General features: G+C 68.8%; 18 protein-coding genes and 2 pseudogenes. 16 read left to right on the top strand and 4 right to left on the bottom strand.

Features of this window, described 5'->3' with window-relative positions:
- Positions 1-111 precede the first annotated feature (111 nt).
- Positions 112-1191 carry an adenosine deaminase gene (locus V1258_RS05210; RefSeq protein ID WP_329748671.1) on the bottom strand — a complete coding sequence of 360 codons (1080 nt, stop codon included), beginning with the start codon at positions 1189-1191 and terminating at the stop codon, positions 112-114.
- Positions 1192-1577: 386 nt separating this feature from the next.
- Between V1258_RS05210 and purB the strand changes: the two genes are divergently transcribed.
- Genes purB through V1258_RS05245 form a run of 7 tightly spaced genes read left to right on the top strand, consistent with a single transcriptional unit; the run spans position 1578 to position 8705 of the window.
- The gene (gene purB, locus V1258_RS05215; protein WP_329748672.1) at positions 1578-2945 is read left to right on the top strand and encodes an adenylosuccinate lyase; all 1368 of its coding nucleotides are present in this window, start codon (positions 1578-1580) and stop codon (positions 2943-2945) included.
- A complete protein-coding gene (locus V1258_RS05220) occupies positions 2942-3565 on the top strand; it encodes a GNAT family N-acetyltransferase (protein ID WP_329748673.1) in 624 nt (207 codons plus the stop codon). Before purB ends, V1258_RS05220 begins: the two co-directional genes overlap by 4 nt.
- Positions 3562-4356: a transporter substrate-binding domain-containing protein gene (locus tag V1258_RS05225; protein WP_329748674.1), complete on the top strand. Its 795-nt coding sequence runs from the start codon at positions 3562-3564 to the stop codon at positions 4354-4356. Before V1258_RS05220 ends, V1258_RS05225 begins: the two co-directional genes overlap by 4 nt.
- A gap of 3 nt (positions 4357-4359) precedes the next feature.
- On the top strand, positions 4360-5037 hold the full coding sequence (locus V1258_RS05230; protein ID WP_329746267.1) for an amino acid ABC transporter permease: 678 nt from the start codon (positions 4360-4362) through the stop codon (positions 5035-5037).
- A 7-nt stretch (positions 5038-5044) separates the two neighbouring features.
- On the top strand, positions 5045-5893 hold the full coding sequence (locus V1258_RS05235) for an amino acid ABC transporter ATP-binding protein (protein WP_329748675.1): 849 nt from the start codon (positions 5045-5047) through the stop codon (positions 5891-5893).
- Positions 5893-7350, top strand: coding sequence for an MmgE/PrpD family protein (locus V1258_RS05240; protein ID WP_329748676.1), 1458 nt, complete (start codon positions 5893-5895; stop codon positions 7348-7350). The genes V1258_RS05235 and V1258_RS05240 overlap by 1 nt, the downstream gene beginning before the upstream one ends.
- Positions 7347-8705: a M20/M25/M40 family metallo-hydrolase gene (locus V1258_RS05245; protein WP_329748677.1), complete on the top strand. Its 1359-nt coding sequence runs from the start codon at positions 7347-7349 to the stop codon at positions 8703-8705. Before V1258_RS05240 ends, V1258_RS05245 begins: the two co-directional genes overlap by 4 nt.
- A 123-nt stretch (positions 8706-8828) precedes the next feature.
- Here V1258_RS05245 and V1258_RS05250 read toward each other — a convergent pair whose 3' ends face one another.
- Positions 8829-9266 (bottom strand): hypothetical protein, encoded by a 438-nt coding sequence (locus V1258_RS05250; RefSeq protein ID WP_329748678.1) that lies wholly within the window; start codon positions 9264-9266, stop codon positions 8829-8831.
- A gap of 118 nt (positions 9267-9384) precedes the next feature.
- Here V1258_RS05250 and V1258_RS05255 point away from each other — a divergent pair, with 118 nt between their 5' ends.
- From V1258_RS05255 to V1258_RS05290, 8 genes are all read left to right on the top strand, one after another.
- Entirely contained in the window at positions 9385-9915 is a 531-nt protein-coding gene (locus V1258_RS05255; RefSeq protein ID WP_329748679.1) for a MarR family winged helix-turn-helix transcriptional regulator, read from the top strand.
- The gene (locus V1258_RS05260; protein ID WP_329748680.1) at positions 9905-10759 is read left to right on the top strand and encodes a glycosyltransferase family 2 protein; all 855 of its coding nucleotides are present in this window, start codon (positions 9905-9907) and stop codon (positions 10757-10759) included. Before V1258_RS05255 ends, V1258_RS05260 begins: the two co-directional genes overlap by 11 nt.
- Positions 10756-11334 carry a hypothetical protein gene (locus V1258_RS05265; protein ID WP_329748681.1) on the top strand — a complete coding sequence of 193 codons (579 nt, stop codon included), beginning with the start codon at positions 10756-10758 and terminating at the stop codon, positions 11332-11334. Before V1258_RS05260 ends, V1258_RS05265 begins: the two co-directional genes overlap by 4 nt.
- A 937-nt stretch (positions 11335-12271) precedes the next feature.
- Entirely contained in the window at positions 12272-13168 is an 897-nt protein-coding gene (gene rfbA, locus V1258_RS05270; protein ID WP_329748682.1) for a glucose-1-phosphate thymidylyltransferase RfbA, read from the top strand.
- A 30-nt stretch (positions 13169-13198) separates the two neighbouring features.
- The gene (gene rfbB / locus V1258_RS05275) at positions 13199-14215 is read left to right on the top strand and encodes a dTDP-glucose 4,6-dehydratase (protein WP_329748683.1); all 1017 of its coding nucleotides are present in this window, start codon (positions 13199-13201) and stop codon (positions 14213-14215) included.
- 2 nt (positions 14216-14217) lie between these two features.
- Positions 14218-15633, top strand: a complete 1416-nt coding sequence (locus tag V1258_RS05280) for a bifunctional dTDP-4-dehydrorhamnose 3,5-epimerase family protein/NAD(P)-dependent oxidoreductase (protein ID WP_329748684.1) — start codon at positions 14218-14220, stop codon at positions 15631-15633.
- Positions 15634-15862: 229 nt separating this feature from the next.
- Positions 15863-17002 (top strand): polysaccharide pyruvyl transferase family protein, encoded by a 1140-nt coding sequence (locus V1258_RS05285; RefSeq protein ID WP_329748685.1) that lies wholly within the window; start codon positions 15863-15865, stop codon positions 17000-17002.
- Between the two features lie 24 nt (positions 17003-17026).
- Positions 17027-18154 carry a glycosyltransferase family 61 protein gene (locus V1258_RS05290; protein WP_329748686.1) on the top strand — a complete coding sequence of 376 codons (1128 nt, stop codon included), beginning with the start codon at positions 17027-17029 and terminating at the stop codon, positions 18152-18154.
- Here V1258_RS05290 and V1258_RS15235 read toward each other — a convergent pair.
- A complete protein-coding gene (locus tag V1258_RS15235) occupies positions 18125-18793 on the bottom strand; it encodes a transposase (protein ID WP_442878579.1) in 669 nt (222 codons plus the stop codon). The two genes, V1258_RS05290 and V1258_RS15235, sit on opposite strands and share 30 nt — an antisense overlap.
- Between V1258_RS15235 and V1258_RS05295 the strand changes: the two are divergent.
- Positions 18734-20021, top strand: a pseudogene (locus tag V1258_RS05295) (IS3 family transposase). The gene V1258_RS15235 and the pseudogene V1258_RS05295 overlap by 60 nt on opposite strands.
- A gap of 5 nt (positions 20022-20026) precedes the next feature.
- On the opposite strand, the pseudogene V1258_RS05300 reads toward V1258_RS05295, so the two are convergent.
- A pseudogene (locus V1258_RS05300) lies at positions 20027-20966 on the bottom strand (IS256 family transposase); the annotation flags it as partial.
- Between the last annotated feature and the right edge of the window lie 69 nt (positions 20967-21035).

Here is a 21035-nt window from a genome sequence, read left to right on the forward strand (position 1 = left end):
TTCTGCCCTGGGGCGACGGTCGGAGGCGGGGTCGGGTCTGCCAGCCGGGCCGAGGATTCGGCCACCCAGGTCAGGAGTTCTGCCCCGGGGCCGGGGCCCCGCCCGCTCAGCTCACCTCGCGGCGGCGTACGCAGGCTCCACGACGTCCCGTCGCAGCGCCTCCCGGGCTGCGGCGGGAGCGAAGCCGGCGTCGAGGGCGGTGAGGGTGAGTCGCTCGAGGTCGCGAACGGTCCAGTCGCAGGCCTCGGCGACCCGGGTCAGCTCGCGGCTGGTCGAGGTGCGGGACATGAGCCGGTTGTCGCTGGAGACGGCGAGGCGGAAGCCGGCCGCGTCGAGCCGGCGCACCGGATGCTCGGCGATCGTGGAGGCGATTCCGGTCTGCAGGTTGGAGCTGGGGCACACCTCGAGGCAGATCCCGTGGGCCAGCACCCGCGCGGCGACGGCCCCGGCCCCACCAGCCTCGGCCCCTGCGTCGTCCCCGCCCAGGTCCTCCGCGATCCGCACCCCGTGCCCGATCCGCTCGGCGCCGCAGTCGAGGGCGTCGGCGATCGAGGCGGGCCCATCGCCCTCCCCGGCGTGGATCGTCACCCGCACCCCGAGCGAGCGGGCGAGCTCGAACACCTCCCGGAACCGGGAGGCGGGGTACCCGGCCTCGGGCCCGGCGAGGTCGACGCCCCACACGCCGCGGTCGCGGTGGGCATCGGCGAGCCGCACCAGGTCCTCGGTCGGCTCGAGGTGGCGGAGGTAGCAGAGCAGCTGCCCGGCGAGGATCGGCGTCCCCGCCTCCGATGCCGCGGCCATCCCCTCCTCGAGCCCGGCCTGCACCGTCTCGATCGCCTGCTCGAGGGTGAGGCCGCGCTCGAGATGCTGGTGGGGCGCCCAGCGGGTCTCGGCGTAGACGACCCCGTCGGCGGCCATGTCCTCCACGAACTCGCGGGCGATGCGGCGGAGGTCCTCGGGCCGCTGCATGAGCGCGAGGGTGCGGTCGAAGGTCGCGAGATAGCGGGGGAGGGAGCCGGAGTCCGCGGCATCGTGGAACCAGTCGGCGACCTCGGGGGCGGTCCGGGCGGGCGGCTCGAGGCCCAGCTCGACGCTCAGCGCGAGCACGGTGTCCGGGCGCAGCCCGCCGTCGAGGTGGTCGTGCAGCACGGCCGTGGGGAGGGAGCGGATCTGCGCGGGGGTGAGGCTCATCCCGGCAGGGTACGTCCCGCCGCCGCCCGCGAGCTCCCGTCCGCGAGCTCCCGTCCGTGAGATCCCGGCCCGGGAGCGCCCCGCGCGGCGCGACACTGTCGTTGCTGTCGGAATGCGCGCGAATACCGACAGCAACGACAGCGTCGACGCGGCTGACCGACGTCCATGACCGCCTCGCCCCGTCGTGCTCCGCCGCCCTGCCCCGTGTCTCGCCGCCGCCCCCGCATGAGCCGCCTCACGTCCCGGCCCGCGCAGTCCCGCATCACGTACGCTTATGTTCGTCATCAACCATCTCGCCGGGTCCACATGCCGGTCAGGGCATGCCTACGGCCGAGCCGCGCTGCGACCCGCCCCGTCGACCCTGCCCCACGCTCGGGAGGCCCTCCGTGTCATCGCACGTCGTGGACATGCTGACCATCGGCAACAGCTTCAGCACCGCGGAGATGCGGGCGATCTGGAGCGAGGAGAACCGCCTGCGTCGGCAGCTCGACGTGGAGGCCGCGCTCGCCGTCGCCGAGGGGGAGCTGGGCGTGATTCCGGCCGAGGCCGCCGCCGCGATCGATGCCGCCGCGGCCGGGGACTTCGACCTCGGAGCGATCGCCGCCGAGGGCGCGAAGGCGATGCATTCCCTGAACGCCACCGTTTCCGCGCTGCAGGCCGCCGCGGGCGAGCACGGTGAGTGGGTCCACTTCGGCGTGACCACGCAGGACATCGTCGACACCGGCGCGGTGCTGCAGATCCGCGAGGCCGCCGCGGTGCTGCGCCGCGACCTGGTCGCCGTGGGCCAGGCCCTGCGCGCGCTGACGATCGCGCACCGGGACACCCCGATGGCGGCCCGCACCCACTACGTGCAGGCCCTGCCCACCACCTTCGGCTTCAAGACCGCGATCTGGCTCGACGAGGTGCTGCGTCACGTGGACCGCCTCGAGGTCGCGACCGGTCACGTGCTCACCGGCAACATCTCCGGGGCGGTCGGCACCTACGCGAGCTTCGACGGCCGCGGCCGGGAGATCGAGCGCGCCACCCTCGCCCACCTGGGCCTCGCCGCGCCGCGGATCTCCTGGCAGGCGGCCCGCGATCGGATGGGCGAGTACTCGAGCGTGCTCGCGCTGATCTCGACCACCCTCGGCAAGATCGCGACCGAGCTGTCCTCCCTCATGCACAGCGAGATCGGCGAGGTGGAGGAGCCGTTCACGGCCGGGAAGATCGGCTCGACCACGATGCCGCACAAGCGCAATCCGGCGCTGCTCGAGGGCGCGGCGGCGCTGACCGCCCCGATCAAGCACGCCCACGCCCTGATCCTCGACGGTGCCGCGACCGTGCACGAGCGCGACGCGATCTCGTGGCGCGCGGAGTGGATCGCGCTGCCGGAGATCCACCTCTACCTCGCCTCGCAGCTGCGCACCCTGGGCACGATCCTCGGCGGGCTGGTGGTCCACGAGGACGCCATGCGCCGCAACCTCGAGCTGCAGGGCGGGCTGATCCTCTCCGAGAAGGCGATGTTCGAGATCGGCCGCGAGCTCGGCAAGCAGACCGCGCACCACGTGGTCTACGCGGCCTCGATGACGGCGGTCGAGGAGGGCCGGCACCTCGCCGACGTCCTCGCCGAGGACGAGCGGGTCTCCGCCCACTTCGATCCGGCGACGATCCGCTCCTGGCTCGAGGCGACCGCCTATCTCGGGGAGACCGCCGACGCGATCGACGCCGTGCTCGCTGCGGCGGACGACGTCCTGCCCGCCCCGGAGAGCGCATGACCGCGCCCGCCGGTTCCAGCCCGACCCTGGTGCTGCTCGACGAGTCCCATCTCGTCGAGTACCGCGAGCTGCTCCACGCCGCCTATGCGGAGCCGGAGCGGCTGGGCGTCCACTTCGCCGCCGCGACCGCGGACGACGCGCAGATCGCCCGCCACCTGCGGGAGAACCTCGCCTACGGGCTCACGGTCGACGCCATCACGGTCGACGCCAACGGCGCAGGCGCCGCTTCCGCCGGTGCCACCCCCGCCGCTACGCTCGTCGGCTCCATCTCCCTGCGCCTGCCGTGGGGCCCGAACCCGGGGCACCTGGGCCTGCCGCACATCGGCTGGCTCGCGGCGCATCCGACCCTCGCCCCGAAGGGCACCGGGGCGCTGCTGATCCAGGCCCTCATCGACCAGGTGCTGATCCCGCAGCTGCACGCCCCCGCCGTCTCCCTCGGAACGGCCGCCGACCATCCGTGGCTGGGCGCCTACTATCAGCGCCTCGGCTTCGAGCCCGTCGGCAGCGCGGACCTCGGCCTCGGCCACCTCACGAACTTCTATCTCCGTCCCCTCGATCCCCCCGCCTATGCCGGCTGGCGTACCCGCCACGCCGACCTCCTGGAAGGACTCACCTCATGAAGCGTCGCACCTTCGCCCTCTCCGCCCTGTCGGTCCTGGCCCTCCCGCCGGTCCTCGCCGCCTGCTCCGGCGGCGACGACAGCGGCGCGATCCGCGCCGGCTCCACGGGCCAGTCCTTCCCGAACTCTTACCAGGAGGACGGCACCCTGATCGGCTTCGACGTGGAGCTCATCGAGACCATCGCCGAGGCCCTGGGCCGCTCCGTCACCTGGACCAACGCGGACTTCTCGGGCCTGATGGGCCAGCTCGAGGCGCGCAAGCTCGAGACCGTCGCGAACAACGTCGCGGTCACCGAGGAGCGCTCGGCCCAGTACGACTTCACCGAGCCCTACGCGTACATGGGCGCCGTCGTGGCGGCGCTCGGCTCGAACACCGAGCTGAACGAGCTCGCGGACATCGCCGGCCACACCATCGCGGGCGTGCTCGGCTCGAACAACACCACCCACCTGGAGACCTGGGCGGCGGAGAACGGCGTGGACGTCGAGATCCGCACCTACGAGACCCGCGACGGCGCGATGCAGGACCTGCTCGCGGGGCGCGTCGACGGCTACATTCAGTCCTCCGGCATCTTCTACGCGGAGATGCAGAAGTCCGGCGCGGACCTGAAGTTCGTGGGCGAGCCGATCGCCTGGGAGTCCGTCGCCTTCCCGTTCGAGAAGGGCTCGGAGCTCGTCGCCCAGTTCAACGAGCAGATCACGGCGCTGCGCGAGGCCGGCACGCTCCTGGAGCTGTCGGAGAAGTACTACGGCGACGACGTGGTGACCGAGCCCGAGGGCTACACCGGAGGCTGATCCATGGGTATCGATCTCGATCCGGGGTACATGCTGGAGGTCCTGCCCCAGCTGCTCAAGCTCCTGCCGGTCACGCTGCTGATCGCGGTGGTCTCGATGGCCTTCGCGATCCTCATCGGCCTGCTCGTGGCGATGATCCGGTTCCTGCGGGTGCCGGTGCTGGACCCGCTCGCCCAGGTGTACGTGTCGTTCTTCCGCGGCATCCCCACCCTGGTGCAGCTGTTCCTCATCTACTACGGCCTGCCGCAGCTGATCCCCGCCATGTCCACGATGGACGCGCTGACCGCCGCGATCATCGGCTTCTCCCTCAAGGAGTCGAGCTATCTCGCGGAGATCTTCCGGGCGGCGCTGACCAGCGTGGACCGCGGCCAGCTGGAGGCGGGTCTCGCGACCGGCATGTCCTCCCCGCAGGTGTACCGGCGCTACATCATCCCGCAGGCGGCGTTCAACGCCCTGCCGGCGACGGGCAACATCTTCATCTCCCTGCTCAAGGAGACGTCGGTGGCCTTCACCCTGGGGCTCACGGAGCTGTTCGCGGAGGCGAAGATCATCGCCTCGGCCAGCTTCCGGTTCTTCGAAACCTTCCTGGTGGTGGGCCTGGTGTACTGGCTGCTGGTGGTGGGCTACTCCTTCCTGCAGGGCCGACTCGAGAAGCGGCTCAGCCGCGCGTACGTGAGGTGAGCGCAGCATGATCGACGTGACCGGCCTGTCGAAGACCTTCCGCGGGAGGTCTGGGGACAACACCGTCCTGGACGGTGTGGACCTGCACGTGGGCCGCGGCGAGGTGGTGGCGATTATCGGGCCGTCCGGCTCGGGCAAGTCCACCCTGCTGCGCTGCCTGAACCTGCTCGAGTCCCCGGACTCCGGCACCATCGAGATCGATGGCGCGAGCGTCACCGCCCCGCGGATCCCTCGGGAGCAGGTGCGGGCGCTGCGCTCGAAGACCGCGATGGTGTTCCAGAGCTACCACCTGTTCCGCAACCGCACCGCGCTGCAGAACGTCATGGACCCCCTCACCGCGAAGGGCGTGGCGACGGCCGACGCCGAGCGGGAGGCCCGCGAGCTGCTCGAGCGCGTGGGCATCGTCGGCGCCACGCAGACCCAGTTCCCGGTGACCCTCTCCGGCGGTCAGCAGCAGCGGGTCTCGATCGCGCGGGCGCTCGCCGTGCATCCGGCGGCGATCCTGCTGGACGAGCCGACCAGCGCCCTGGACCCCGAGCTCGTCGGCGAGGTGCTCGCGGTGATCCGCGACCTCGCCGACCGCGAGATCACCCTGGTCATCGTCACGCACGAGATGGCTTTCGCGGCCGACGTCGCGGATCGGGTGGTGTTCATCGACGAGGGTCGGATCGTCGAGGAGGGCCCGGCCCGCCAGGTGATCCGCGAGCCGCGCGAGGAGCGCACGCGCCGGTTCCTGCGCGAGCACGCCACGGGTGGGGTGTCGCGGCCGACGGGGTCCGACGAGTCGGGGTTCGACGGGAGGGGCTCCGGTCCGCAGGGCGCCTCGCCGCTCGACCCGCAGGGTCTGCCGGGCTGATGACAGGCGCCCTCGCCCGCGCGGTCGCCGCCGCCGATCCGTTCGGCGACGGCGATCGCGCGAGCGCGGCGGGCGACGGCGGTGCGAGCGCGGGTGCGCTGCGGGAGGCGGCTGCGGAGGCGTTCAGCGACGTCTTCGCCGCGTCCCTCGCCGTCGCCCAGGACCCTTCCGCCCTCGCGGACCGCGACCGGCTGCTCGCCTGGGCCCGCGACCAGGGCACACCGGCCGTGCCCCGCCCCGTGATCGGTGCCGGGGATCCGACCGACCCCGCGACGCCGGGGCTGACCGCGGCGCACGCGGCGCTGGTCGGCGGCTTCCAGGCGCATCTGCTGGATCTTGACGACACTCACGAGGACGTCCGCGGCCACCCCTCCGCGGTGCTGGTCCCCACCCTCCTCGCCCTCGCCGCGGACGACCGCCAGCTCGACGAGCTGTACGCCGCCTACGTGGTCGGCCTCGAGGTGATGGCGCGGCTCGGCCGCACCCTCGGCCCCGCGCACTACGCCGCCGGCTGGCATCCCACGGGCACGGCCGGGGCGGTGGCCGCCGCGGCCGCGGGCGCGCACCTGCTCCGCCTGGACGCCGAGCAGACCGCGACCGCCCTCTCGATCGCGGCCTCGCGCTCCGGTGGGGTGCGGGCCCAGTTCGGCACCCCCGGCAAGCCGCTGCACGCGGGCCTCGCCGCGCAGGCCGGCGTCGAGGCGGTGGAGTGGGCCCGGACCGGTCTGCACACGGCCGACGCCGCCGTCACCGGCCCCTCCGGCCTGCTCGCCGCCTTCGGGGTGGGGGAGGAGGAGCGGGCGGCGCTCACCGCCGGGTTCGGGGAGACCTGGGCGATCCTCTCCCCGGGGATCTGGCAGAAGCGGTTCCCGTTCTGCTCGGCCGCCATGTCCATGGCGGATGCCGCCGCCCAGCTCGCCCCCGCCATCGACCCGTCGGCCATTCGCGAGGTCGTGGTGCGGGTCCGCCAGGGGGCCGATGCCGCCCTGGTCCACACCGCCCCCACCACCGGGGAGGAGGCCCGCTTCAGCGCCGAGGCGATCCTCGCCCTGATCCTGCTGGGCCGCACCCCCGACCTCGCCGAGCTGTCCCCGCGCCCCCTGAACCCGCAGGTCACAGCCCTCGCCGCCAAGGTGCGCCGCGAGCACGTCCCCGGGGAACCGCTCCCCGGCGGGCGCCGCGACTTCTGGGCCGAGGTCGAGGTGGACGCCGCACGCGGCGCCGTCCACCGCGCCTCGGTGCAGCGACCCCACGGTGCTCCCGGCACCCCGCTCTCGGCCGACGCCCGCCGCGCGAAGCTCGCCGCCGCGACCGGCGACGTCTCCCGCGCCGAGCGGATCCGTGCTCTGCTGGGAGTCACCGATGCGCCGCCCCAGACCCCCGTCGGCCGGCTCCTCGCGGAGCTGACCGCCACCCCGACCCCGACCTCGACCCCGCTGGAAGGACCCACTGCGTGACCCTCGCCGACCCCACCCCCGAGCAGCTCGCCCTCGTCGAGGACGAGGCGGTGCGCATCACTCGCGACCTGATCCGCATCGACTCCTCCAACTACGGCGGCCACGACCCGGAGACCTGGGGCCCGGGGGAGCGGGAAGCGGCGGAGTACGTCGTCGCCCAGCTCGAGGAGGTGGGCCTCCAGCCGCAGATCCTCGAGTCCGCGCCGGGCCGCGCCAACGTGGTGGTGCGCCTTCCGGGCGAGGACCGCGAGCGCGGCGGCCTGGTGCTGCACGGCCACCTCGACGTGGTGCCCGCCGCGGCGGAGGACTGGTCCGTGGATCCCTTCGCCGCGGAGGTGATCGACGGGATGCTCTACGGCCGCGGCGCCGTGGACATGAAGGACATGGACGGGATGATCCTCGCGGTCGTCCGCCACCTCGCCCGCACCGGGCAGAAGCCGCCGCGGGACCTGGTCATCGTCATGTTCGCCGACGAGGAGGCGGGCGGCACCTACGGCTCCCGCTGGATGATCGAGCACCACCCGGAGGTCTTCGAGGGCTGCACCGAGGCGATCAGCGAGGTGGGCGGCTACTCGATCACCCTGCCGCGGAAGGACACGGGCGAGGACGTCCGCGCCTACCTGCTGCAGACGGCCGAGAAGGGCTACGCCTGGCTCAAGCTGCGTGCGACCGGACGCGCGGGTCACGGCTCGGTCCCCAACGACGAGAACGCGATCGTGCGCCTCTCCCAGGCGGTCGCCGCGATCGACGCGCACGAGTTCCCGCGCGAGTACGTGGCGAGCGTCCGCACCCTCTTCGACCGGGTCTCCGAGATCACCGGCACGCCGTGGCAGGAGGACGACGCGGAGTCGTTCCTGCCGCTGCTCGGCGGGGCGCGCCAGTTCGTGGCCGGCACCCTCGCCGACTCCGCGAACGTCACCACCTTCCACGCCGGGTACAAGGGCAACGTCATCCCGCAGGTCGCGGAGGCGGAGCTCGACTGCCGCTTCCTCCCCGGCCACCAGGACGACCTGCTGCAGCTCATCGACGAGCTCTCCGGTGAGCATGTCGAGGTGATCATCGACAAGATCGGGGTGTCGCTGGACGCCCCGCACGAGACCGCGTTCGTCGAGGCGATGCACCGCTCGATCCTCGCCGAGGACCCGGGCGCCGAGCTGATCCCCTACTGCCTCAGTGCCGGCACCGACAACAAGCAGCTCTCCCAGATCGGGATCGACGGCTACGGCTTCGCCCCGCTCCAGCTGCCCGCTGATCTCGACTTCGCCCCCCTCTTCCACGGCATCGACGAGCGCGTCCCGGTGGACGCCATCCGCTTCGGCGCCCGGGTGCTGCTGCGGCTGGTCGGGGACTGCTGAGGAGCGGAGGATCGGCGGCCGACGGGGCCGAGTGAAGGCGGCCGGCGGTCACTGTGCGTCCGGCCGCCACGGCGCGGCCGACGGGGAGCGCGCGGCGTCGGAGAGATCCGCACCGCGGCCCGGTCAGACGATGGTGAGCACCGTGGTCGGGGACGCCGGGCGGGTCAGGGACGGTAGGGCCGGGGCGATGAAGAAGTCGATCTCGGTGCGGAGGACGTCATGCCCGAGGGCCTTCTCGACGTCGGGGACGATGCGCTCCATGACCGCGTCGACCGTCTTCGCGAAATCGGCGCTCGCGCGGATCCCCACGCGCGCCTCGAGGGCGGGGGCCTGCGGCGTGCCGTGGATCGAGAACTGCGCCGAGGCGATAGCGGGCAGCGCCCGGGCGCGCCGAGCGGCGCGCGATCCCGCCCGGGCCGCCATCTTCTCCCAGACGGGATCCGTCGCCTCCTCCGCCGTCTCCACGGGGCCAGCGGGCTGCTCGTCGGCGGAGCCGGGCACCTCGGTGATCGCACCGATCCGTCGCGAGGCGGGAGGTGCGGCGTCTGTGATCGCGCTCATGGGGCCTCTTCAGGTCGGCGGGCTCGACGACCCGGCACTCATTTGGTAATCTAACTATTAGAGAGGCTAACGAATCTGGGTGTTGGTGTCAACGGGTGCGAGCGGAGAGTGATCCGGGATGGTGGAGCAGACCTCGCGGGCGACGAGCCCCGGCGGCTACTGGTACGGCGCCGGGAGGCCCGGTACGGACAGCGCAGCCGAGCTGCTGCATGAGCTGCGCCGGTATCAGGAGTCGAACTCCCGCATGCGCTCGCAACTCCGGGACGACATGGGCATGGGAGAGAAGGATCTGCTCGCGCTGCGGCTGCTGCTCGCGGCCGACGCCGACGGCGGCCGGATCCGCCAGCGGGACCTCGCCGAGCGGCTCTCGATCTCGGGGGCGTCGGTCAGCGCGCTGGTGGATCGGCTGGTGCGGGATGGGTACGTCGAGCGCACGCCCCATCCGACGGACCGACGATCCACGACCGTTGTCCCCACGGCGCTGGCGCACCGCCGCGTGCAGCAGCGGCTGCGCGCGATGCACGCGCGCATGATGGCCGTCGCGGAGGACATGACCGCCCAGGAACGGGCCGTCGTCATCGACTTCCTGCGCCGCCTCCACCATTCCCTGGACGAGCTGGGGGCCTCCGGTGATGCTGATGAGCAGTAGGCGCCCGGTGTCCAGGGCGACGGATCCGTGCTGCTCCGTGGTGGTCCCCGTGAAGGACGATGCGCGGCATCTGCGGCACCTGCTCGCCGATCTCGCCGCGCAGACCCATCCTCCCGCCGAGGTCATCGTGGTGGACAACGGGTCGCGCGACGACAGCGCGGAGGTCGCCCGACGGGCGGGCTGCCGCCTGGTCGTCGAGCCAGCGCCGGGGATCCCGGCCGCGGCGGCCGCGGGCTACGACGCCGCCCGCGGGGACCTGATCCTGCGCTGCGACGCCGACAGCCGGCTCCCGCGGGGATGGGTCGCGGCCCATCAGCAGGCCCACCGCGCTGGCGGACGCTCCGTCGCGCTCGTCACCGGTCCGGCGACCTTCCTGCTGCCGCGCCCCTGGGGAGCGGTCGCCGCGATCGCCTATCTCGGGGCGTACATGCTGTGCACGGGAGCGGCCCTCGGCCACCTCCCCGCCTTCGGCACAACCATGTCGATGCGCCGGGACTGGTGGGAGCGGGTGCGGGACGAGGTGTCCCTGGACGCGGGGGTCCACGACGACATGGACCTCTCCTTCCGCGTCGCGCCCGAGGAGGACGTGCTGCTGGCGTGGCGGACGCGCGTGGGGATGTCCCCGCGGGCACTGCTCCCCGGCCGCCTCGCGACGCTGCGCGGCAGACGCGCGGTGAGCACGCTCCGACGGAACTGGGCCCGGCAGCGGCCGTGGGAGCGATGGGCCGAGCGCCTCCACCTCGGCCGCGCCGCCCACGGCGCCGAGGCGCAGCGAGCGATCGACGGGCGGGCCGTGATCGCCGGACGGACCTCGCCCCTCGAGCAGGCGGCGGACACCCGATGAGCGCCGAGCTGCGCGACGCGGCGAGGACCGGGGCGACGCCGGGTGCGAGGGCCGACGCGCGCCGGCCGCGGGTCCGTGCGCTCGCCCTGTTGCCGGTGCGTTGGTCGGGTCTCGCCCTCGCCGCCGTCTTCGCGGGGCTCGGGATGTGGGTGGAGTGCGCGGTCTCGATGCTGGTCGCCCTGGCCCAGGTGGTCGCCTGGCGCTCCTCCTTGCCCCTGGCGTGGGAGATCGGCAGCTCCGCGGTCTGCCTGTCCGCCGCAGTGAGCTCGTTCCTGCTCCTGTTCGAGCGGATCCCCTGGTGGGACGTCCCCACGCATCTCGCGGCGAACGGCCTGATCGCGGTGCTGATCGCGCGGGTGCTGCGCCCCGCGGGACCCTCCGTCGCGGCGATCGTGCGGTGCGGGGTCGCGGCGGCCGTGGTGTGGGAGGGGATGGAGCTGGCGGGCTCGAGGTGGGTTGACTCCGCGATCTACACGGCGCCCGCGGACACGGCCCTCGACATCGCGGCGGGGGTCACCGGCTCCGTCCTCGCGGCGTTTCTCTGGCGACGCAGTCGATCGACGCCACCGGCGTGACGCGATCCCGCGCCGGGCGGCGACTGAAGAGAGGTGGCCGAAGGGACGATGCGGCAGACGCGCACGCGCAAGCGTGACTCGGCCGATTGCCACTGTGACTCCGACCACCGACTCAAGTCAGTGGGACTGCGTCGGAAGGGTGTCGCACCGCCAACCGTTGGTCGGTGAGGGCGGGCCAAACTGTCAGGGGACCGTGTCCAGACCTTGGCGGAGGCGCGCGCTGACGCCAGTCAGATGCTCTGCAGTCCTCCGCCGGAAAATGCGGGCGTCCCTCGCCCGAAAGTCGTTGCGTGGTGCGCTGTTCCGGGTCGCAATGACTGCCCGGTGCTCTTGAACCGTCGCGGCGATGAGGAACCGTGTCTCCGCGACCAGTACGTCGAGCCAGAAGACGGCTTGGCCATCGCGGCGATCGAGAGGGACAGACACTGTTTACCTCAGTTCCCGAGCCCGGCGAGCAGGAGTGCGGAGAGGGTGATGCCGTCGGCGATCTCGCCGTCGCGGATCAGCGCGTGGATCTCCGGGTCGCTGCACCAGCGGTGGGCCTCAACCTCGCCGTCGCCGCCGGCTAGTCCTCCAGCTCGACCACGTGCACGGCGGCGCGGAGCAGCCCCGACAGCTCCCGGCCGACGACCACCCGCAGCACGCGCACCAGCAGCGGCTCCCGCTCCCCATCCCTGGCGCGACGAAAGGCGGCGACCGCGCCGGCGATGGGCCCGGCTTCTCGCGGTTGCTCCTCGCCGCCGCGCTGGGTGTCGGAGTCCTACCGGTGACGAGGGACGTCGATGAGGCCTGCGCATCGCGGCTGGTGAACGGGCGATGACTCCACAGCAAAATGATCATGTGTGAACGGTGGGGGCTACCCGGAACGAACGACGCCCACCTGCGGAAACGCGGGGCGGGCCTCCGTGTGCGTTGCCCCTGCTGGCATACTGCACCTATGCGCGGAATCATCTTGGCGGGCGGCACCGGCTCGCGACTGCACCCCCTGACCATCGGCGTCTCGAAGCAGCTCATGCCGGTCTACGACAAGCCGATGATCTACTACCCGCTGAGCACGCTGATGCTGGCCGGGATCCGCGACATCCTGATCATCACGACCCCGCATGATCAGAAAGCGTTCCAGCGTGTCCTCGGAGACGGCTCCCGCTTCGGGGTGCGTCTCGACTACGTGGCCCAGCCGTCCCCGGATGGACTGGCGCAGGCCTTCATCCTCGGTGAGGGCTTCCTGGACGGAGATCGTGCGGCGCTGGTGCTCGGGGACAACCTCTTCTACGGCGAGTCGATGGGCTCGCATCTCCGTCGCTATTCGGAGGTCGACGGGGCGGCGGTCTTCGGATACTGGGTGAACGATCCGCGGTCCTACGGCGTGGTCGAGATGGGGGAGAACGGACGAGCGATCTCCCTCGAGGAGAAGCCGGAGGAGCCCCGCTCCAACCTGGCCGTCCCCGGCCTCTACTTCTACGACGCGACCGTGGTGGACCGCGCGAAGGCCCTCAAGCCCTCTCCGCGCGGCGAGCTCGAGATCACCGACCTGAACCGCACCTACCTCCAGGACGGCACCCTGCAGGTCGAGGTCCTCACCCGCGGCACGGCGTGGCTCGACACCGGAACCTTCGACGACCTCGCAGCGGCCGGCGAGTTCATCCGCACCGTGCAGCACCGTCAGGGCCTGTCGATCGGCGCGCCGGAGGAGGTCGCCTGGCGCATGGGCTTCCTCAGCGACGACGAGCTGCGCGAGCGTGCTGAGCCTCTGGTGAAGTCGGGCTACGGCAGGTATCTGATCGACACTCTTGAACGTGAGCTCGCCCAGCGCCCCGTGCATTCCCCCGAGTGACCCTCACCCCCAGCCTCAGGAGAATCTCTCATGACGTCCCCCCACCTCCTCGTCACCGGCGGCGCCGGTTTCATCGGCAGCAACTTCGTCCACCACGTCCTCGCGCACACCGATGCCCGCGTCACCGTGCTCGACAAGCTCACCTACGCCGGCTCTTCGGCCTCCCTCGCCGGACTCCCCGAGGATCGGGTGCGGCTGGTCGAGGGCGACATTGCTGACGTGGCGCTCGTCGACGAGCTGGTCGCCCCGCTGACCGGAGAGGGTGACGCGATCGTGCACTACGCCGCCGAGTCCCACAACGACAACTCGCTGAACGACCCGAGCCCCTTCCTGCAGACGAACCTGCTCGGCACGTACACGCTGCTCGAGGCCGCACGGAAGCACGGCACGCGCCTGCACCACATCTCGACCGACGAAGTCTACGGGGACCTCGAGCTCGACGATCCCGAGCGGTTCACCGAGCACACCCCCTACAACCCCTCGAGCCCGTACTCCTCGACGAAGGCCGGCAGCGACCTGCTGGTCCGGGCCTGGGTGCGGTCCTTCGATGTGCGGGCGACGATCTCGAACTGCTCGAACAACTACGGCCCCCGCCAGCACGTGGAGAAGTTCATCCCCCGCCAGATCACGAACCTGCTCGACGGGATCCGCCCCCGCCTCTACGGCAAGGGTGAGAACGTGCGCGACTGGATCCACGCAGACGACCACTCGAGCGCCGTGCTCACCATCCTGGAGAAGGGCCGCCTCGGGGAGACGTACCTGATCGGCGCCGACGGCGAGAAGTCGAACAAGGAGGTCGTCGAGCTGATCCTGCAGCAGATGGGCCGGGAGTCCGACGACTACGACCACGTCACCGACCGTCCCGGCCACGACCTGCGCTACGCGATCGACTCCACGAAGCTGCGCGAGGAGCTCGGCTGGACCCCGGCCTACCGGGACTTTGAGGCCGGGCTCGCCGCGACCATCGACTGGTACCGCGCGAACGAGGAGTGGTGGCGGGGCCAGAAGGCCGAGACCGAGGCGAAGTACGCGAAGGCGGGACAGTGACGATGGCGGAGCTCGCAGTGCATGAGACCCCGATCCCCGGGCTGCTCGTTCTCGACCTGCCCGTCCATGGCGACGCCCGGGGCTGGTTCAAGGAGAACTGGCAGCGGGAGAAGATGCTCGCCGTGGGCCTGCCGGACTTCCAGCCGGTGCAGAACAACATCTCCTTCAACCAGGCCGTGGGCGTGACGCGCGGGCTGCATGCCGAGCCCTGGGACAAGTACATCTCCGTCGCCACGGGCAAGGTCTTCGGCGCCTGGGTGGACCTGCGCGAGGGCGAGAGCTTCGGCACCGCCTACTGGCATGAGATCACCCCGGAGACGGCGATTTTCGTGCCCCGCGGTGTCGCGAATGCTTTCCAGACCCTCCAGGCGCCGGCCGCGTACACGTACCTCGTCAACGACCACTGGTCCGCCGCCGCACAAGCCCAGTACACCTTCCTGAACCTCGCCGACGAGACGGTCGCGATCCCGTGGCCGATCCCGCTCGAGCAGGCCGAGCTCTCTGCGAAGGACCTCGCCCACCCGAGACTGGCGGAAGTCACCCCGGTGCCGCCCCGTCGCACCCTGGTGGTCGGCGCGAACGGGCAGCTCGGCAGAGCACTCGCGAAGCGCTGGGCCGACCGGCCTGACGTGGACTTCGTGGGCAGGGACCGCCTCGACATCGCGAGCGCCGAGTCCGTCGGAGACTTCGATTTCGCCCCGTACGGCGTGATCGTCAACGCCGCGGCCTACACCGCCGTGGACCTCGCCGAGACACCCCAGGGTCGACGCGACGCGTGGGCTACGAACGTGGACGGCGTGGCAAGACTGGTCGAGGCAGCGAGAGCGCAGCGCGCAACAATGGTCCACGTCTCGAGCGACTACGTGTTCGACGGAACTATCGAGGTCCACACCGAGGATGAGCCCCTGAGCCCGCTGGGGGTCTATGGGCAGACCAAGGCCGCCGGCGATCGGCTGGCCCAGATCCTCCCGGATCACTACATCGTGCGCACCAGCTGGGTCATTGGAGAGGGGAAGAACTTCGTCTCCACGATGAAGAACCTTGCCGAGAGGGGTATCGACCCGAGCGTGGTAGATGACCAGATCGGTCGCTTGACATTCACGGACGACCTCGCCGCTGGCATCGAGCACCTGCTCGCCGTGCGCCCCGCGGCCGGGGTGTACAACCTAAGCGCCGCCGGCGAGCCGCTCTCCTGGGCGGGGATCGCGAAGCAGGTCTTCGCGCTCGCCGGCCACGACTCTGAGCGGGTAACCCCCGTCGCGACCGCGGACTACTACGCGGTCCAGGGCAGGGCGGAGGGGGACGGGACGATCGCGCCGCGGCCGCGGGGGTCAGCGCTGGATCTCGCTAGACTCGAGGCCACCGGTTTCGCTGTGCGGGACCAGCTCGTGGCGCTCGAGGCGTATCTGCGGGATTGAGTGGCGATGAGGCGATGAACGGGGTCCCAGGGCCCCTCCGCATCGTGCGGAACTCACGACTCCTCGCAGAATCGGCGGTTCAGCATCTGCTGGACGACCCGGAGCTGCTGCTCATCCAGAAATCAATCCTGAATAGATAGTCTGTATAGAATTCGTTCGGCAATAGCGGCTCCGCGTCGAGGGTCGTACCGCACAATGGTAGGTCACGCAAGCAAAGAAGAGGTGTATTGTGAACAATCGCAATCCTGATGTAATCCTCCTGTCATCACCCACTTCAGTGGATGATGCCCCGTACTTGAGTGGCAAGGAGCTGAATCGGACTGTTGGCCACAACTCCGGCAATCTCGCATTCATCTATGCAATTGATAAGCAATTGGGCTCAAGTCTGCCTCGTATGTATCGTCACGATGACCCAGATGCAATCAATAGCACTCCATATTCAACTGCAGTTATTCCATGCGCGAACCACCTTGGCATCCATCAGGATCTTGGCGGTGAAGCTGAGAACTTCTCAAAGATCGAGAAGCGAATGGTTTCGATCGGCCTCGGCGCGCAAGCTGACGCCAACATGAAGGACTTGCCGGACCTGCCCGCAGGCTCGGTTCGATGGCTAAAGGAGCTTTCCGAACGCTCAAACGGCGACGCGCCAAACATTAGTGTCCGAGGTGAATATACGCTCCGTCTTCTCGAAAAGTACGGAGTTGCCAACAAGGCAGTGGTGCTGGGGTGCCCCTCCCTTCACATTAATCCAGACAGAAAACTTGGCGAGAAGATTGCCGAGGCGGCAGAGCGCCCCGTTCGGCGAGTGGCTGTCCCCTCGGGCCACTATCGTTGGCGACATCTTTGGAGTTTGGAGCATTCGTTGATCGCTCTAGTCGAGCAGACTCATGGCTCATACATCATTCAGAGCCCGGAAGAGATGTTTCAAGGATATCGCGGAGAGTGGGATGAAATTGCTCCGGAATCCAAGCAACTTATGGCAGAGGCGATCGGTAGATCCCCTGAAGACGAAGCAAGCGTGAGAGCGTGGTACCGAGCATATTCCTCGGCGATCTTTAATGTCCCCGCATGGATGAATTATATGCGAGATTTCGATTTTGTGATCGGTCCGCGAATCCACGGAGTTATGCTTGCCCTTCAGGCAGGTGTCCCGGCCATTTGCATTGCACACGATTCGCGCACTCTGGAGTTGTGCCAGACGATGAGGGTCCCCTATGTCCGTCCGGGCGATTTGTCTGAAGGTGTTACCTTGGGTAACCTCCGAAGGCTCTTTGATTTCGACCCTAGCGCTTTCGATGAGAGAAGGAAGGAACTCCGAGAAGGGTATTCGAGGTTCCTCGAGGGTAATAATCTCAACTTCGAGCTCTAGAGTTGTCCGAAGGGTGAGAGACCGGTGATATACGATGATCTGGATGAGGTTCTTGAGCTTGTAGTGGACCCTCGTAGGGGCGGTCCAGACTTTCGTGTGCTTGCAAAATGGGAGATGCGCCATGAAGTCCGGAACGATGCGCGTTTCTGGGATGACCCGTTTGATGTCGGCTTCAAGCGTCCGCGACCTATTGAATCTGTGCCAATGGAGGGCTTCTATATCACCCTAGGTGAAAACTGGAAGACTGACGGGCATAGAATTCTTTTGAACTCGCAGGATGGCATGTTTCTGCTTGACAAAGTATTCTCCGACAACGCCCTTCGGTGGGCCAATTTTATCAAGACCGACAGAGACACTTCTCTTTATGCTGGGCCTGGGACGGTAGGCCTTAGGCGTGCCGGGGAAGCCAAGCCCGCGGTCCACATTTCTGGAACAGTCGGAGCAGCGCTCGGCACGGAACCTAGTAACTGGGGTTCATTCGTTGCAAGGATACTTCCGCGAGCGATAATGTTTAAGAAGCTTGGAATTCCAAAGCTGCTTGTTTACTGCCGTCATACCCGCCAGAAGGAGCTTTTGCATCTAGTTGGATGGGACGCGGCGGACATCATTGAGTTCGAGCCGTGGAGGAGCTATTCTGCCGATTGCTTTCATCTAATCTCCGAGTTGGCGAACGGCCTCCACCTTTCTCCATTTGCGGTTTCGGATCTGAGGGGCCTCGGCGCGAACTGTGTGGATGGCGGTACGCCGAGACGAATCTTTGTTTCCCGAAATGGAGGAATCGCATCGAAGAGTGCGAGATATTGCATCAATGGTGCCGATGTTGAAGCTGCGGTGACGAGTTTGGGGTTCGAAGTTGTAGTCCCGGATTCCCTTAGCGTAAGTAAGCAGCTTGCCCTTTTCGCGGGGGCCGAGACAATAATTGGTCCTTCTGGGGCCGGAATGTTTAATTCGGTATTTTCGGGCCCGTCGACCAAGGTCCTCGATATTGAATCTCAGTCGGACTGGATCCATGGTCACAATAATCTCTTTTCGAGCGCCGGATTGGAGTATGGATTCCAGATCGCTCGAGCTTGTCGCGATGCCGATGCGGCGCATAGGCCTTTTGAGGTGAATGTCCCGACCCTAGTAAATCGCATCCAGGAAAGCATGTAGCCGACTCGCGTTAGTGAAAGCGCCTGATAGCATGGCGATTGGTCCATTTCGTGTCCCGTTTTCACTCGCTTGGGCATTAATGTGGCTCTTCAGAGTTGAGTGTGGGGCGACGTCCAGGACGCCGGTGATGAGGAGCCTGCGGAGGCGGTAGTGCTCGAAGGTGCGGAACCCGCGGGCGATGCGGCGGCCGAGTTCGATGATCCCGTTGATGGCCTCGGCTCCGCCGATGCTCGCGCCGTCGGTGTCGAAGTAGGCCAAGATCGCGGTCTTCCAGAGGCGCAGAGTCTTCCCGAGGTCTTCCCGAGTCTGGCGATCTCTGGGATCGGGCAGGACGGCAGCTTCTCGATCAGCTGCTCGGCGAGGCGTCCGCCCTGGGCGGGGGTGGGCTGGTGGAACACGTCGCGGGCGTCTTGGGCGCACGTGTAGGCGATCTCGACCGCGACGTGATCGGGATGGCCCGCGAACGTGCTGCCCAGCCGTGTCTGCTGGCGTGGCGTGAGACGTTCCCGTCCGGCGCGGAGAACGTGAACTGGCCCGGGTTTGATGCCGCTGCTGTTTGAGTCCGAGAGGATGGGCAGCATGCCGAAGAAGATCGATCCCCAGCTGCGCGCGAGGTGCGTGCGGCTCGTCAGGGAGCACCAGCAGGAGTGCCCCACGCTGACTGCGGCGACTGCTGCGGTGGCGCGGCAAGAGGGTGTCTCGCGTGAGTCCGTGCGGCGCTGGCTCGCGCAGGCCGAGGTCGATGACGGGGCCCGACCCGACACCACGACCGAGGAATCCGCCGGAGTCAAGCGCCTGAAAGCCGAGGTCAAGCGGTTGCAGGAGGACAATGAGATCCTGCGCAGGGCCTCGATTTTCTTCGCGGGGGAGCTCGACCCCCGAAACCGCTGATCGGCGCGTTCATCGACGAGATGCGCGTCGAGGGCTATGCAGTCGGGTCGATCCTCCGCGTCTTGCGCCAGCAGGGCCTTCAGATCGCTGCACGCACCTACCGGGCCTGGAAGAAGCCGGTGGGGTTCGCTGCCCGCACCATCAGTGACGCTCTGGTCGAGGACAAGATTCGCGACCTCGCCTGGACGACCAACCCCGTCACCGGACTGGTTCAGATGACGCCGGAGGGCCTCTACGGGCGGCGGAAGTGGGCTGCCCTGCTCCGCCGCCAGGAAGGACTCGCCAGCACGTCCCGTGGGGCGGTGGACCGGGCGATGCGCACTCTCGGACTCGAGGGCGTCCGGCGCGTCAAGAAGCTCTGCACGACGATCTCCGACCTGAACGGGAAACGAGCGGGTGACCTGCTGAACAGGGACTTCACCGCCCCGGCTCCGAACCGGGTCTGGGTCACGGACTTCACCTACGACCGCACCTGGGCTGGGTTCGTCTACGTCGCGTTCGTCGTGGACGTCTTCGCTCAGCGGATCGTGGGCGGCACGCCTCAACGTCGAAGAGGGTCAACCTGGTCATTACGCCGCTGCGGATCGCGCTCTGGCAACGAGAACGCGACGGAAACCCCGTTTCACCAAAGGAAGTGATCCACCCCAGCGACGCCGGATCTCAATACACAGCGATTCGGTTGATCGAGCATCTCGCGCTCGAGGGCATCGCGCCCTCGATCGGGACCGTCGGCGACGCCTACGATAAAGCGCTCATGGAGACGGTGAACGGCCTGTTCAAGACCGAATGCATCCGCACGACCGTCTTCATTCCTGGAGCGTTCCGGACCCTCTCGGACGTCGAGTTCGCGACGGCCGGTTGGGTCGACTGGTACAACAACAGGCGCCTCCACGGGACGCTGGGGATGCTCACCCCGATAGAGTTCGAGACGCTCCACTACGAGGCCCTCACCCGAGAGCCCGAACCCGCAAAGTAGCGGCAGAGAACCTGGGCCGATTCAGGGAGCTTCTCGCTGACGTAGTCCAGCAACCGCTCGAACTGGGCATTCACGGCTGCGGCGTCGGGCTGGTCATATACGCTGTGAAGCATCGCCTTCACTGCCGGCCACATGCTCTTGGGCGGCACGGCGATGAGGTTCGCGGCGTAGTGGGTGAGGCATCGCTGCCAGGCCGCGCCGGGCAGATGCGCGGCCATCGCTTCGACCAGCCCGGCATGGGCGTTGCTGGTGACCAGGCGGACCCCGGCAAGGCCGCGGGCGACGAGGTCGGCGAAGAACCCGTTCCATGCAGCTCCGCTCTCGCTCGTCGCGACGCGCATACCGAGGACCTCGCGGTGCCCGTCGCCGTTCACGCCCGTCGCGAGCAGAACAACCGCGTTGATCACGCGTCCGCCCTCGCGGACTTTCATCGTCAGCGCGTGGGCGGAGACGAACGTGAAGGGACCGGCCTCGCCCCGGGGGGCGGTGGCGGAACTGCTCGACGTGATCGTCCAACGACTCCGCCACCCTGCTGACCTGCGACTTCGAAAGCGAGTTGATGCGGAGGGTCTTCACGAGCTTATCCATGCGGTGGGTGGAGACACCGGCGAGGTAGCAGTCCGCGACGACCGTGATCAGCGCGGACTCGGCGCGTTTGCGCCGCTCGAGCAGCCACTCGGGAAAGTAGGCGCCGGTGCGGAGCTTGGAGGCCGCGACGTCGATCGTGCCGACGCGGGTGTCGAGGTCGCGATGGCGATAGCCGTTGCGCTGAGCAGTCCGGTCAGAACTGGGCCGGCCTTACTCGGCACCGACGACCGACTCAGCGTCCGCGGACGGGAGCTCGTTGATGATCCTTTGCAGCATCGTGCGCATCAGATCCGGAGAGGCTTCGGCCAGGGCTTCACCGAGCAGGCCGGAGGGGTCGACAATATGGGGAGCGGTCAGGGTGATGACTCCGTTCGAGAGTGCTGTGAGAGGTTCACTCGAAGGATCACGCGGTGACCGCGCCCATGT

Source organism: Brachybacterium sp. J153 (genome assembly GCF_036311905.1).
Lineage (GTDB): Bacteria > Actinomycetota > Actinomycetes > Actinomycetales > Dermabacteraceae > Brachybacterium.

Coding starts and splice junctions, on each gene's coding strand:
- V1258_RS05210 (WP_329748671.1), bottom strand. CDS start 1,191: ATGAGCCTCACCCCCGCGCAGATCCGCTCCCTCCCCACGGCCGTGCTG.
- V1258_RS05220 (WP_329748673.1), top strand. CDS start 2,942: ATGACCGCGCCCGCCGGTTCCAGCCCGACCCTGGTGCTGCTCGACGAG.
- V1258_RS05225 (WP_329748674.1), top strand. CDS start 3,562: ATGAAGCGTCGCACCTTCGCCCTCTCCGCCCTGTCGGTCCTGGCCCTC.
- V1258_RS05230 (WP_329746267.1), top strand. CDS start 4,360: ATGGGTATCGATCTCGATCCGGGGTACATGCTGGAGGTCCTGCCCCAG.
- V1258_RS05235 (WP_329748675.1), top strand. CDS start 5,045: ATGATCGACGTGACCGGCCTGTCGAAGACCTTCCGCGGGAGGTCTGGG.
- V1258_RS05240 (WP_329748676.1), top strand. CDS start 5,893: ATGACAGGCGCCCTCGCCCGCGCGGTCGCCGCCGCCGATCCGTTCGGC.
- V1258_RS05250 (WP_329748678.1), bottom strand. CDS start 9,266: ATGAGCGCGATCACAGACGCCGCACCTCCCGCCTCGCGACGGATCGGT.
- V1258_RS05255 (WP_329748679.1), top strand. CDS start 9,385: ATGGTGGAGCAGACCTCGCGGGCGACGAGCCCCGGCGGCTACTGGTAC.
- V1258_RS05260 (WP_329748680.1), top strand. CDS start 9,905: ATGAGCAGTAGGCGCCCGGTGTCCAGGGCGACGGATCCGTGCTGCTCC.
- V1258_RS05265 (WP_329748681.1), top strand. CDS start 10,756: ATGAGCGCCGAGCTGCGCGACGCGGCGAGGACCGGGGCGACGCCGGGT.
- rfbA (WP_329748682.1), top strand. CDS start 12,272: ATGCGCGGAATCATCTTGGCGGGCGGCACCGGCTCGCGACTGCACCCC.
- rfbB (WP_329748683.1), top strand. CDS start 13,199: ATGACGTCCCCCCACCTCCTCGTCACCGGCGGCGCCGGTTTCATCGGC.
- V1258_RS05280 (WP_329748684.1), top strand. CDS start 14,218: ATGGCGGAGCTCGCAGTGCATGAGACCCCGATCCCCGGGCTGCTCGTT.